The sequence below is a fragment of the Paraburkholderia metrosideri genome (assembly GCF_904848625.1).
Lineage (GTDB): Bacteria > Pseudomonadota > Gammaproteobacteria > Burkholderiales > Burkholderiaceae > Paraburkholderia > Paraburkholderia metrosideri.
On the sequence record NZ_CAJHCP010000002.1, the window covers coordinates 440,650 to 454,263 of the forward strand.

The following is a 13,614-nucleotide window of genomic DNA, read 5'->3' on the forward strand; positions in this document are numbered from 1 at the left end:
TCAACGCGCTGAATGACCGACCACCAGACTGCTCTACCCGTCACGCCCCGGATTCCGGCCGATCAACTGCACGCCTATATCAAGGCGATCTGGGAAAAAGCGGGCAGCACGCCGCGCGAAGCGGCGCTGGTCGCGGATCATCTGGTGGCGGCGAACCTCACCGGCCACGATTCGCATGGCGTGGGCATGACCCCACGCTATGTCGCGTCGCTGGCCGACGGCGAACTGAAGTTGAATCTGCACGCCGAGGTGGTGAAAGACGCGGGCGCGGTGCTGAGCGTCGAAGGCGGCAAGGGCTTCGGCCAGGTGGTGGCGTTCGAGGCGATGGAACAGGGCATTGAGCGCGCCAAACGCCTGGGTATCTGCGCGGTCGGCCTGCGCGGTGCGCATCATATCGGGCGTATCGGGCATTGGGCCGAACAGTGCGCGCGTGCGGGTCTCGTGTCGTTTCACTTCGTCAACGTGGCGGGCGATCCGCTGGTTGCGCCGTTCGGCGGCGTCGACCGGCGCATCGGCACCAATCCGTTTTGCGCGGCCTATCCGCGGCCGGGCAAGCCGCCGCTCGTGCTCGACTTTGCGACCAGCACGGTCGCGTACGGCAAGACCCGCGTTGCGTACAACCAGGGCAAGGAGGTGCCGCCCGGTGCGCTGATCGATCACGAAGGCGTGCCGACGCGCGATCCGAAAGTCATGCAGGAAGCGCCATTCGGTGCGCTGACACCGTTTGGCGGTCACAAGGGATTTGGTCTGGCCGCGATGTGCGAGATTTTTGCCGGCGCGCTGTCGGGCGGCTTCACGACCCACGCGGACACGTTGGGCACGACCAACGCGATCATCAACTGCATGTTGTCGGTGATCGTCGACCCGGCCGCGTTCGACGCCCCCGACGCTCAAGCCGAGGCCGACGCATTTATCGACTGGGTCAAGGCATCACCGCACGCGGCGGGCGTCCCGCACATCTACGAACCCGGCGAACCCGAACGCATCACGCGCGCGCAACGCGAAGCGGAAGGCGTTCCAATCGATCCGGCGACGTGGGCGCAGATCCGTGAAGCAGCGCTGGCGGTTGGGATGAGCGACGAGGAGACCGCGCGCTGGTCCGCTCACTGGCGGTGAGAGAGCAGCGAGCGCATAGAACAACGGCGCCGATTTTTGCCGCGCCGCTCTGCGTTCAATCAGGTCGAACGGGGCACGACACGAAGCGCAGAAGCCCGCAACCTCACGCAATCAGCCTGAGCTTCTGCCGATCCTTCAACCACCGCTCGAATTCGGCAGCGGGCATTGCCTGGCCGTACAAAAAGCCCTGCACATAGTCGACGCCCAGGCCCTTCATGAACAGTTCTTCCGACTCGGTCTCGATGCCCTCGGCGACCACCTTGAAATCGAGTTCCTGCGCGACCGCGACCATTGAACGCACCAGCGCCTGAGCCTTGGTGTCGGCGTTGATCGAGCGCACGAAACTGCGGTCGAGCTTGATGATGTCGAGCGGAATGCGGCCCAGTTGTGACAGCGACGAATAGCCGGTGCCGAAGTCGTCCAGATGCACCTGGGCGCCGAGTTGCCGGAACTGCTTGATCAGATCGATTGCAGCGGCTTCGTCTTCAATCAGGCAGCTTTCGGTAAGTTCCACGTCGACCAGACACGGGTCGAGGTTCGCGCGCTGCAGCGCCTCGGTGAAATGCTGGACCACGGCGGTGTCGGCCAGTTGCCGCGCCGACACGTTGATCGCGATACGCAGGTTGTAGCCGTCCGCTTTCCATTGAGCCGCCTGTTTGGCCGCCGTTTCCATGACCCAGCGGCCCAGCACGCCGATCAGCCCGGACTCCTCTGCATAACGGATGAATTCCGTCGGCATGATCTGTCCGCGCTCCGGCGAGTTCCAGCGCACCAGCGCTTCCGCACCTTGCACCACACCGGTAGCGAGCGACAGCTTGGGCTGGTAGTGCAGCGTCAGTTGGCCTTCGTCGAGGCCGCGCCGCAGATTCGTGTCGAGCCACATGTATTCGGCGACGCGCCGGTTCATGTCCGGCGAGAACACCCGATGGGTGCGCTTGCCTTCGTCTTTGGCCGCGTACATCGCGGTGTCGGCGGAACGGATCAGCGATTCGAGGTTGTCGCCGTGTTCCGGGTAGCGCGCAATGCCCATCGAGCAGCCGGTGTAGACCTCGACCAGTCCGACCGCAAACGGCGTGCGCATGCGTTCGAGAATGCGTTGCGCGGTGTCTTCGAGGCCGTGCGCGGTGCCTTTCGCCGCGAGCACGATGAACTCGTCGCCACCGAGCCGTGCGAGCGTATCGCCTTCATTCAGACAGGTGCCGATTGCGTACGACACGTCGCGGATCAGATGGTCGCCAAACACGTGACCGTAGTGATCGTTGACCTTCTTGAAGTTGTCGAGATCGAGGAACAGCACGCCGACCGCTTCGTCCGGCGCGGCCTGGTCGATCGCGGCGCGGATCTTGTCCTGAATCGCGTTGCGGTTGATGAGACCGGTGAGCGCGTCGGTATTGGCCAGCTCGGTGAGCCGTTCCTGCGCGAGCCGTTGTTCGGTGATGTCCGTGCCCGAGCAGATCATGAACCGGTCATCGACGCCGTTGCCACTCTGCACGAATGTATTGTGAAAGACGAACAGGCGTTCACCGTGCACTGTTTTAATGCGCCGCTCGACTTCGAACGACACGCCGCGATCGAAAAAACCGTTGATGTCCTGGCCGATGCCCGCACCGTCTGCCTCGTTCGCATTGCCTGCACCGTCTGCGCACCGCATGAACAACGCTGACACATCGCGGCCAATGATGTTCTCTTCGCTGACGCCCGTGAGCTTTTCGGCGAGCCGGTTAAAGCGCTGTATACGACCGTGCCGGTCGACGATCGCCACGATGGAATTGACTTCGGAGACGACCTGTTCCGCGAACGCAAGACTGTTGAGCAGACTGCGCGCGACAGACTCGGTGTCGTCATCAGCGGACGCAGTGCCTGCCCAGCTATTGCGGTCCAGCTTCTTGCCGACGAGATGCAGACGCAGCGGTGCGCCGTCGAGTTGCACGTCGACGACGAGGTGTGACGTGGTGCCGGTAAGAAGCCGGATTTGTGAGGCTTGCTGAGGATCGAGCGCAAGGGCGACGTGAGCCGACTCACCGCCCGAGGGCGTGAGTTCCAGCGCGTTGCTGTCGATTGACAGACGCCAGCATGGGCTGCTCGTGCCGAGCCGCGCGCGAAGCACCGACTCGTGTTGGTCGTCGTTCATTAGATCCCCGGGCGATGTTTGCCGGTATGGGCCGTAGAAGCGGCAGGTGGCAAACATTCTTCATCATACTTAAGACAACCCCATTGTAGCGAAGCGACGGCTTTCGGGCTTATAAACATTAACGGTCGCGCGCCTTCGAGCTTTAATGTTTTTTCGGGTGGCGACCGTGTTTTTATCGGGTTGCATCAAGTTGCGCCGCGCCGCCGCGTGGCGTCTCCATCAGCAGCTACTTTTAAGGGCAAGCTCCTTAAAATCTGCGCGTGAGCAAGCCACGCGCCCGCTCCCGATCCACGGGGTTCTTTTCCACGGAAGCGTCGAACCAGAATCTGCTTGCCACCAGCGTTGCAACGACTACGCCATCACGGTATAGAAGCCGGTTTCCCGCCACCGCAGGCACCCGCTCACCGACCAGCAGGGTCCCCGCAAGATTCAACGGATCGGTGCCGGCCACGCACACAAACGCACCATCGTTCGCGTGACGACGCACCTCGCGCAACACGGGAATCGCCTCCGGCAGCGCAAACTGCTCGCCGGCGAGGCCGTTCACAAAGCGTCCGCCGCGAATCACGCCGCGTGCTTCGAGCCGCTGAAACACGCGCAGCAGATCGCGCCAGGGCGGCAGCCATTCAGCTTCGCGTTCGAGCAGACGCCAGAACACGACGCCATAACGGCGCAGCAACGTCATGGCGACGTGTTCCAGTACCTCGGGCGGCAATTGTCGACGGGCTTGCGGCGCGGGCGCCGTTTCGGGCACGACGGCCGCACGCCGGCTCACGAGCGCCCAGCGTCCGGCGTCGTCCATTCCGCCGATCAGCGCGCTCGATCGGCTGCGTCGACGGCTGGAAAAAGCGTTGCGTTTGGCCGCCGGTTTCAGCAGTGCGCGTAAGCCCGCGAAGCTGTCGGAATTGGCGAGGCCGGCGGCGACCAGTTCGCCCAGCGCATTTTCCAGTTCCATCCGCAGCACGTGGACTTCGCCCAGCAATTCGTCGAAAAACATCGCGCCGTGTTGCAATAAAGCGTCATACACGCTCTGCGCAAGCGCCGATAACTGCAATGGACTGGACGGTTCTAGCAACGCACCCCATGCGCGCACCTGCGCACGCGGCAGCAGCACGATTGGGGTACTGCGGATCGGGCCCGCAGTGCCCCGTGCGCGCTCGGTCAACCGGGTCCAGACAATCTTGCCGGCGCGGCATAATTCGTCAAGCGAATCATTCAGATACGCTTTGACGCGCGCCGGCAGGATGTCGTCTTCCCAGGCGCCGGCTGCGGCCTGAAAGCCTTCCAGCTGATCCAGCACCGCAGCCAGCGCGTCGCGCCCTTCGCTGCGTGTGTCCGGCGTCAGATGCTGCCACTCGAACAGGAAGCGCATGAAATCGTGGCGCTCAACCGGCTCGATCTCGCGTCGCAGGCGTTTCACCGTATAGCGATGGATACGGGCGAGCAGGTGGCGTTCGCACCATTCTTCGTCGACGGCTTGCGGCGTGAAGCGGCCGCGCATCACGTAGCCTTCCGCTTCGAGGCCGAGCAGCGCCTGTTCGACCCGTTCGGTGGACTGTTTCAGCGGTCCGGCGATGGCGTCGACCGTGAGCGGGCCGAAGCCGGTGAGCCGCGCGCGGAGGACGTCGAGCAGAGCGGCGTCGGCGTTCCAGGTGTCGGTGTAGCCTTTGGGCGCGGCGAGTGGCGGCGTGAAGCGGGCGTCCGGATAGAGCGTCTGGAAGCAGGTGACGCGTTCGACGGGGAGCCACAACGTGGCGTCGTCGGCAATTTGCTGGCGGGTTGCACGGCCCGTTTCTGCCAGCGATGCCAGCCAGCCCGCCCAGCCTTCGTGACGTCCCGCTTCCGTCTCGGTGATGCACGCGAGGCCGGTCAACGCCTCGTGCATCTCGTCGGTGTTGCGCGCCTGCGGCCATGCCTCGTCGCGCACGCTTTCGATCGCATCCGCGTCGAGCGCGCCGAGATCGTCGGCGGTCGACGGATCGGTCCAGCGGCGGTTCAGCACGGCTTGCGTGCGGCGCTCCTCGATCGGCGCGTCGTCCAGATAAGCGTACGGCTTCGCGTTGAGGATCTCGGCGGCAAGCGGCGAAGGCGCCGGCAAATCGCGTGCGACCAGCCGAACCTCGTGCCGCTCGATACGGCGCAGCAGCGCGAGCCATTGCTCGGTGTCCATCGCTTCGTGCAGGCAGTCGTCCACGGTCTGATCGACTAACGGATGACGCGGCAGCTCACGCTCGCCGACCACGTTCTCCAGACACGCGGCCTGCTCGGGAAAGACGCTCGTGAGCAGGTCCTCGCTGCGCATGCGCTGCAATTGCGGTGCCGTTTTGCGGCCGCCGGTGTAACGCGGCAGGCCGAGCGCGGTGGTCGCATTCCAGCGCCAGCGCACGCCGAACAGCGGCGCGTCCAGCACCGCCTGAATCAGCAGATGTTCGGCGGTGTTCGAGTGCAGATAGCGCCACACCTCGTCGAGAACGAACGAGTGGCTGCCGGTTAGCGACAGCACGATCGCGTCTTCGGTGGCGGCGGCCTGCAGTTCGAAGTTGAAGGTCCGGCAGAAGCGCTTGCGCAAGGCAAGGCCCCACGCGCGGTTCACGCGACTGCCGAACGGCGCGTGAATGACGAGTTGGGTGCCGCCCGATTCGTCGAAGAAGCGCTCCATCACCAGCGTGTCCTGCGTCGGCAGGACACTTAGCGCGGCGCGCGCCCGGGCGAGGTAATCGACGATCTGGCGCGCGGCGGCTTCGTCGAGATTGAGGTTGGCGGTCAGCCAGCTGATCGCGTAGTCGATGTGCGGCGCGGTGGCGGCAGCGGGCACGGCCATCGTTGTCGCGTTGTTGGCCTTCGCCGCCGGTCTGGTCTTTTTCCGCGTCGCGTTGGCCTGGGCCCCGGCGGCAGCCGTACTTGCGCCGTGAGTCCCATCCCCGTTCGATACCGCCAGTTCGGGCCCGTCGAGCAGACGCCCGATCTGCTGCCGCAAGCGCGCCACGCCAATCGACAATTCGTCGCTTCGTCCCGGCGCTTCGCCGAGCCAGAACGGAATGTTGGGCGGCTGCCCTTGCGCGTCCTCGACCCGCACGTGTCCACTTTCGATCCGCAAAATCCGGTATGACGCGTTGCCAAGCTGAAACACATCGCCGGCCAGGCTCTCGACGGCGAAGTCTTCGTTGACGGTGCCGATATTGATCGCCTGCGGTTCCAGCACCACGGCGTAATCGGCGTTTTCGGGGATCGTGCCGCCCGACGTGACGGCAACCAGCTTGCCGCCCCGCCGGCCGCGCAGCGTGCCGCTCACCACGTCGCGATGCACATACGCGCCCCGCGGACCGTTGCGGCTCGAGTAGCCTTCGGCGAGCATGCGCAGCACGGCGTCGTATTGATCGCGCTCCAGCTCCGCGTAAGGCGCGGCGCGGCGGATCAGCGCGAATAACGCATCTTCGTGCCACTCGGCACTCGATACTTCCGCGACGATCTGCTGAGCCAGCACATCGAGCGGCGCACGCGGAATCCGCAGTGCGTCGAGTTCGCCGCGCCGCACGCAATCGAGCAGCGCCGCGCATTCGATCAGATCGTCGCGCGACACCGGAAACAGCCGGCCTTTAGGCATCCCGCCGACCTGGTGGCCCGAACGCCCGACACGCTGTAAAAACGGCGCGATCGCGCGCGGCGAGCCCATCTGGCAGACCAGATCGACGTCGCCGATATCGATACCGAGTTCCAGCGAAGCCGTCGCGATCAGAACCCGTAACTCGCCGCGTTTGAGCCGCTGTTCGGCGTCGAACCGATGCTCCTTGGCCAGGCTGCCGTGATGTGCAGCGACCACCTCCTTGCCGAGCCGTTCGGTCAGATGACGCGCGGCGCGTTCGGCCATCCGCCGCGTGTTGACGAAGATCAGCGTGGTCCGATGCAGCGCGACGAGTTCGGCGAGGCGGTCGTACACGCGCTCCCACACTTCGTTGGGCATGACGGCTTCGAGCGGCACGGGTGGAATTTCCAGCGCGAGGTCGCGCTCGCGGATGTGTCCGACGTCGACGATCGCGCAATCGGCGGGAGTGCCGCTTTCGATACTCGCTCCGCCCACCAGAAAACGCGCGACCGCGCTCACCGGTTTTTGCGTCGCCGACAGGCCAATGCGTGGCAAACGGCGCTGGCACAGCGCATCGAGGCGCTCCAGACTGAGCGTGAGGTGGCTGCCGCGTTTGCTGCCGGCGAGCGCGTGAATTTCATCGACGATCACCGTGCGCACCGTCGACAGCATGCGCCGGCCCGAATCCGAGCCGAGTAATACATACAGCGATTCAGGCGTGGTCACCAGAATGTGCGGCGCGCGCTTTTTCAGCGCGTTGCGCTCCTGCTGCGTGGTGTCGCCGGTGCGAACGGCCGTGCGGATGTCGAGCGGCGGCAGTCCGCGCGCGTCGAGTTCAGCGGCGATGCCTTGCAGCGGAACCTGCAGGTTCAGACGGATGTCGTTCGATAACGCTTTCAGCGGCGATACGTAGACGACCAGCGTTTCGTCCGGCAACGCGCCGTTATTCGCGAGGCCTTGCTGGACCAGATCGTCGAGCGCGGAGAGGAAGGCGGTGAGCGTCTTGCCTGAGCCGGTGGGGGCCGCCACCAGCGTGGAGCGGCCCTGGCGGATGGGCGGCCAGGCGGCGACCTGCGCGTCGGTTGGCGCGGGAAACGTCTTCATGAACCAGCCCGCGACGGCCGGATGAAAACCGTCGAGCGCGCGCCTGGCCTCGCGCTCCGCCGGGACGGCCGAAACGGCGCCTGGGGTAGCGTCTGACGGGGCGGTGCCGGCAGCGGGGGGCGTGGTAACCGAACTCATGCTCGCGTAGATGGGGGCGCCGCGCGCCATATCCAGAGGGCGACGGCACCCGGGTCATTGGAAGACGAAGACTCAGTCTGGCAGGTTTTTCAGCACCGTGCCGAAGCTGAACATCGGCTTACAGCGCAGATTTTCACAGACCTGGCGGCCCCGCTGCCGGATCGTCTCAATTGCAGTACGCTCTACGGCTCACCCCTTCACGAATTCACGATGGAGTCCCGACGATGCGATACAACCAGTTAGGCCGTACCGGTGTGTTTGTTTCAGAACTTTGTCTGGGCACGATGACCTTCGGCGGTGGCGACGGCATCTGGAAGCAGATTGGCGATTTGCAGCAGAACGACGCCGAGCGGCTGGTCGGCCGCGCGCTCGACGCAGGCATCAATTTCATCGATACCGCCGACGTCTACGCGGGGGGCCTGTCCGAACAGATCACGGGCCAGGCGCTGAAGAACCTCAAGGTGCCGCGCGACCAGGTCGTGGTGGCGACCAAGGTATTTGGCCAGACCGGCGAATTTCCGAACGCGCGGGGCGCATCGCGCTATCACATCCTCGACGGCATCAAGGCGAGTCTGAAGCGGCTGCAACTCGATCACGTCGACCTGTATCAGATTCACGGTTTCGATCCGGCTACGCCGATCGAAGAAACCGTGCGCGCGCTCGACACCCTGGTGCAGCATGGCCATGTACGTTATGTCGGCGTGTCGAACTGGGCCGCGTGGCAGATCGTGAAAGCGCTCGGTATTTCGGAGCGCCTCGGGCTTGCGCGCTTTGAAACATTGCAGGCGTATTACACGCTCGCGGGACGCGATCTCGAACGCGAACTCGTGCCGATGATGCACAGCGAAGGTCTCGGTTTGATGGTGTGGAGTCCGTTGGCGGGCGGCTTGCTGAGCGGCAAATATGGGCGCGAGCAACAGGGCGAGGCGGGTAGCCGGCGGACGAATTTCGATTTTCCGCCGGTCGATCGTGAGCGCGCGTATAGCTGCATCGACGTCATGCGCGGGATTGCGGAGGCGAAAAAAGTATCCGTCGCGCAGATCGCACTGGCCTGGTTGCTGCATCAGCGTGTGGTGAGTTCAGTGATCGTCGGCGCAAAGAAAATCGAGCAACTCGATGACAATATTGCGGCCACCGCCGTGACGCTCTCATCGGATGACCTCGCGAAGCTCGATCAGGTGAGTACGCTGCCTGCGGAATATCCTGGCTGGATGCTGGAGCGGCAGGGCGACGGGCGTCGCAAGCAGCTTGATGAAAGGCGTAGCGGCGGGTGATTGTGGAGGAATGCTGACGGGGCGCGGGGGCGTTGACTTTGACGACTTCGACGTGTGAGTCGGGCACGTTTTTATACAGCGTCAACTGCACGCCGCGTGACACGCATTTCGTGTCAACGCGGCGTACAGTGGATCACCGCCGCCCTCAACAGCTCACGCATAGCGACGCTTGCGCGCCAGCCGTTATTCGTCGATGACTCGGCGCTTCGTCCTTAGACCTCAGGCCGTCTCAGCGCGCTTGGCCGCGTCAGCCGTATAAGCGGCCACCGCATCGATCGTACGTGCCGAGTACACCATCGTCGCACCGGCGTTCATCGCGACGGCCACGCCCAGCGCTTCGGCGATTTCTTCACGGGTTGCGCCGTGCTTCAGCGCTTCGGCTGTATGGACGGTAATACAACCGTCACAACGCAGGCTCACGGCGACGGCGAGTGAAATCAGCTCGCGGGTTTTGGCGCCGAGCAGGTCGGCTTTCTGGCCGGCGCTCGACATCGTCTGATAAGCCTTCACGGTGTCCGGCGACAGCCTGGCAATCTCGCCGATACGGCCGAACAGTGCTTTGCGGTAATCGATCCAGTTCAACATGGCAGTGCTCCTTGGTCTGCTGCGCGTCAGCGGGTGCCGGCGTCGTGAGACAAAGTATTGCGCTGTGACGCGATATCCTGAATACTCAAATCGCTCAACTTTTAGCGCGATCGTCTCATGGACACGCTTAGCCGATTGCTCGATCTAGCCCGCCCGCAAGCCAGTCTCGATTTGCGCTGCCTGCTGACGGGCCCGTTCGATATCGATCATGCGCCGATGGAGGCGGGCATCGCGCCGTTTCATCTGGTGCTGGGCGGCGCGTGCGTGGTCGAGGCGGCCAGTGGTGCGCAGGTGCGGCTTCAAGCGGGCGATTTCATGCTGTTCCCGCGTGGCGCCGCACACCGGATGCGCGATGCGCAGCGCGCAGGGAGCGGCGCGCCGTTGTTGCTAAGTCACGACGGGATGTTGCCTCTGCGTCGCAATGACGGTGTGAACGGTACGGAAAAACGCTCAGCCGAGAGCCATGCGGGTGGACGTACCGCCGCCGGTCCCGAAGCAAGCCAGCGACGCCGTCACGGGGAGAGCCGTGGCAACGGCGCAAATGAACCCCACGGCAACAACGTCGAGGTCGATCTCCTCTGCGGCCGTTTCGTCTACGCGCCGGGTCCCTCGGCGCTATTGCTCAACGCGCTGCCCGACCCATTTCATGTGTCGCTGGGCGGCGAGCAAACGCTAGGCGCATTGCAAACGCTAATTGCGCTGATGCGCACCGAAGCACAAGAGCGCCAACCCGGCGCGCTCGCCATCGTCACTGCATTGAGCCACGCGTTATTCGCGATGGCGTTGCGCGTACACGGCGAGCAGAATGCGGCCACTTCCGGCGTGATTGCGCTGCTGGCCGACCCGCGCCTGGGCGCATCGGTCCAGGGGATGCTGAGCGCTCCCGAGCGGGCATGGACCATCGCCGAACTAGGTGCACTCGCCGCGATGTCACGGGCGACCTACGCGCGTCATTTCAACGAGCGCGCAGGCGTCACGGTGATGGACTTCCTCACGCAGATCCGCATGACGATTGCGTGCGACCTGCTGCGCCGCACGCAACGCAGCGCGGCGGAGATCGGGGAAGCGGTGGGCTATCAATCGGAGGCCGCATTCGGCAAGGCGTTTGCGCAGAGCGTCGGCGTCACGCCGGGGCGTTACCGGCGTCGCCCGCAGGAAGATGAAGCGCCGGCCGGCTAGCGCTGGTCGGCGGGTTTGCCAAACCAGCGTTGCTCGATGCGCGACATGACGTAGGCCACCAGCAGCGCGCAGACCGTGCCGATCGTCACTTCGCCGAGCCGCAGCAGCGCTTTGTCCCATGCGGGGCCCATGCCCGGCACCAGCAGCATGATGGTCGCCGTGATGCCGCCCAGACGCGCCGCGCTGCCGACGTTCAGGATCCAGCAGATCACGATGGCGATTCCAACCGTCGCGGCATAAGCCGCGAAATGTCCGCCGCCGACCAGCGTGCCCGCAAGGCCGCAGATACCGCCAACCATTGCACCGATGAATTGATCGCGCGACAGGTTGCGGGTGTCGATATAGCTATGCTGGCTGACCGCAATGGCTGTGATCGCCGCCCAGAAAGCCTGCTCGGTATGCAGCGCACGGCCAATCCCGAACGCGAGGCTCGCTCCCGCGACGGCCTGCACCGCCATGAATCCACCTTCGATCAGGCGCTCGCCGAGCGGCAGGGCCTTCAGGAATGCAAACAGCGAATTGGCAGCGCTTGCCCGTGCGGTGCGGGTTGAATCGTCGGAGGGTGTCATCGAAAGGAAGGGGCCTTATTGCAGCACGAAGGTGCCGTATTCTAGCGAGTTCAATTGCCGGCTGAGATCCAGTGCAGCTCACGGAGGTTCGTCGTCACGCGGCTTTCGGTACCAGTTCATCAACGGGGTCGCCGACACGCCGTGAATGACAACCGACGCGGTAATGACCGCGAGCGTGAGCGGCATCAGCGGCATGACGTCCGCTGCCGCGCCGTGTTCGAGCGCGTATGCGAGATAGTAAAACGAGCCAATGCCGCGGATGCCGAACCAGCTCATCAGCCGCCGCTGCGTCGCCGTCGCGCTCGATCCGAGCAACGCCAGTTCCACCGACACCGGCCGCACGATCACGAACAGCGCCACCGTCAGCGTGATGCTTTGCCACGTGAAAAGCGGCGCCTGCAAGGTAGCGAGTACATTGCCGACCATCGCCATCACCGCGACTTCCGCGATGCTTTCGAGTTCGATCGTGAAGCCGAGAACCGATTCGGCCACATACGCGTGGGCTTTGCTCGGATTAGCGGCGGTCGCCTCCACGTCTTCGGAATCCACGGTACCGAGCACCTTGCGCGGCGACGCACCGCCACTCGCGCGGTGTTCGACGCGCCGCATCGCCACCCCCGCTGCGAATACCGCTAAAAAGCCATACGTATGGGCGATTTGCGCTGCGCCGAATGACAGTTCGATCAAACCCAGCGCAAAAAACCCTTCAAGGCCGAGCGCCTGTGCATGCCGCATGCGTAGCCACGCGACCGAGTGGGTGGTGGCCCAGCCCAGCGCGCCGCCAATCGCGATGGCGCCCACTACGCCCCATACCATGCTCGCCGCGAGTTGCAGATTCAGCAGTTCGGCAGCGAGCGCGGGCGGTGCGGCGCATAGCGCGAGGCCCAGCAGCGCGAAGGGCAAGGCGATGCCGTCGTTCAAGCCGCCTTCGCCGGAAAGCGCAAAGCGCAGCAGGTCATGATCGCCGGGATTGTGTACCTGGACATCGTGAGCGAGCACCGGGTCGGTCGGAGCGAGGATCGACGCGAGCAATAACGACGGTCCCCAGCCGAGCTTCAGCACATACACGCCGAATAGTGTCAGCAGCGGGATGGTTGCCAGCATCGCAAGGAAGCCGAGACGCAGCGGCACGGTCCACAGCCTTTCCAATACGCCGAGGCGCAGACGCAGGCCGATGGCGAACAGCGAGACCAGTAGCGCAACTTCGGTAATCATCCGCAGCAGATGCGCGTCGCCGACCATATCGAGGCGCAGCAGATCGACACCGGGCAGTCCCAGCCCGTAGCCAATCGCCAGATAAAACATCGCGGCGCTAATAGGCAGGCGCCGCAGAGTCGTCGCCGCGAGGCCCATGAAAACGAGCACGGCGCCGACGATCAGAAACCACAATGTTTCGCGCATGAGCTTCCGGTGAGGACCGGCATGCGCGTAATCGCTGCCGGCCGGTTGTAAAGAGCGCCATCGCGAACCCTCTGGCGCATACTCGAACGCCGGGTCGGGGGTTCGCTCAGGGCGCGCGTCCGAATGCTTCGCGTAGCTTGCGCTTGGCCTGTTGCAATGTGTTGCGGCGGGCCTTGGGCAGATTCCTGCCTGCGCGATTGATATAGAAGTTCAGCATCGACATGGCGGATTGATACGGCGTGCCTTTACGGCGACGGCTATGAGTGGATGAGCGCTTCAGCGATTCGGCGATCGATTCCGCGCTGCCGGTTTTAAAAATATCATGCTCGAGGTCCATCGCGTCGCTCGTCTCCATCACATGATGAGACCATTTGCGCGAGCTGTGCGAGGTGCGTTGTTTAGCCGCTTTCGCACGATGCGCAGCACGCGCCTGAGCATGCCGTTGACGGGGCGGCCGGCCGGCCTTACGTCCCGCTGTGGGATGGCTGGATTTGCGGGTGGATTTTCTGGGCGCCATGGTTTCGCCTCCTTGAT

General features: G+C 64.2%; 9 protein-coding genes. 3 read left to right on the plus strand and 6 right to left on the minus strand.

Going from position 1 to position 13,614, the window contains the following annotated elements; genetic code table 11:
- The first annotated feature begins 12 nt into the window (after positions 1-12).
- On the plus strand, positions 13-1,116 hold the full coding sequence (locus LMG28727_RS04810) for a malate/lactate/ureidoglycolate dehydrogenase (protein ID WP_201641151.1): 1,104 nt from the start codon (positions 13-15) through the stop codon (positions 1,114-1,116).
- Between the two features lie 103 nt (positions 1,117-1,219).
- Here the strand turns inward: LMG28727_RS04810 and pdeR are convergent, their stop codons facing one another.
- Together pdeR and LMG28727_RS04820 are read right to left on the minus strand one after the other, a co-directional pair.
- Positions 1,220-3,247, minus strand: a complete 2,028-nt coding sequence (gene pdeR / locus LMG28727_RS04815) for a cyclic di-GMP phosphodiesterase (RefSeq protein ID WP_201641152.1) — start codon at positions 3,245-3,247, stop codon at positions 1,220-1,222.
- Positions 3,248-3,494: 247 nt separating this feature from the next.
- The gene (locus LMG28727_RS04820; RefSeq protein WP_407945825.1) at positions 3,495-8,072 is read right to left on the minus strand and encodes a DEAD/DEAH box helicase; all 4,578 of its coding nucleotides are present in this window, start codon (positions 8,070-8,072) and stop codon (positions 3,495-3,497) included.
- Between the two features lie 224 nt (positions 8,073-8,296).
- Between LMG28727_RS04820 and LMG28727_RS04825 the strand changes: the two genes are divergently transcribed.
- The gene (locus LMG28727_RS04825) at positions 8,297-9,346 is read left to right on the plus strand and encodes an aldo/keto reductase (protein WP_201641154.1); all 1,050 of its coding nucleotides are present in this window, start codon (positions 8,297-8,299) and stop codon (positions 9,344-9,346) included.
- Between the two features lie 219 nt (positions 9,347-9,565).
- Here the strand turns inward: LMG28727_RS04825 and LMG28727_RS04830 are convergent, their stop codons facing one another.
- Positions 9,566-9,931 (minus strand): carboxymuconolactone decarboxylase family protein, encoded by a 366-nt coding sequence (locus LMG28727_RS04830; protein ID WP_201641155.1) that lies wholly within the window; start codon positions 9,929-9,931, stop codon positions 9,566-9,568.
- 117 nt (positions 9,932-10,048) lie between these two features.
- On the opposite strand from LMG28727_RS04830, the gene LMG28727_RS04835 reads away from it, so the two are divergent.
- Positions 10,049-11,110 (plus strand): AraC family transcriptional regulator, encoded by a 1,062-nt coding sequence (locus LMG28727_RS04835; RefSeq protein WP_201641156.1) that lies wholly within the window; start codon positions 10,049-10,051, stop codon positions 11,108-11,110.
- Here LMG28727_RS04835 and LMG28727_RS04840 read toward each other — a convergent pair.
- From LMG28727_RS04840 to LMG28727_RS04850, 3 genes are all read right to left on the minus strand, one after another.
- Positions 11,107-11,679 carry an FUSC family protein gene (locus LMG28727_RS04840; protein WP_201641157.1) on the minus strand — a complete coding sequence of 191 codons (573 nt, stop codon included), beginning with the start codon at positions 11,677-11,679 and terminating at the stop codon, positions 11,107-11,109. The two genes, LMG28727_RS04835 and LMG28727_RS04840, sit on opposite strands and share 4 nt — an antisense overlap.
- Positions 11,680-11,757: 78 nt before the next feature.
- A complete protein-coding gene (locus LMG28727_RS04845; protein ID WP_201641158.1) occupies positions 11,758-13,080 on the minus strand; it encodes a cation:proton antiporter in 1,323 nt (440 codons plus the stop codon).
- Between the two features lie 106 nt (positions 13,081-13,186).
- Entirely contained in the window at positions 13,187-13,597 is a 411-nt protein-coding gene (locus LMG28727_RS04850; protein WP_201641159.1) for a DUF3175 domain-containing protein, read from the minus strand.
- Positions 13,598-13,614 lie beyond the last annotated feature (17 nt).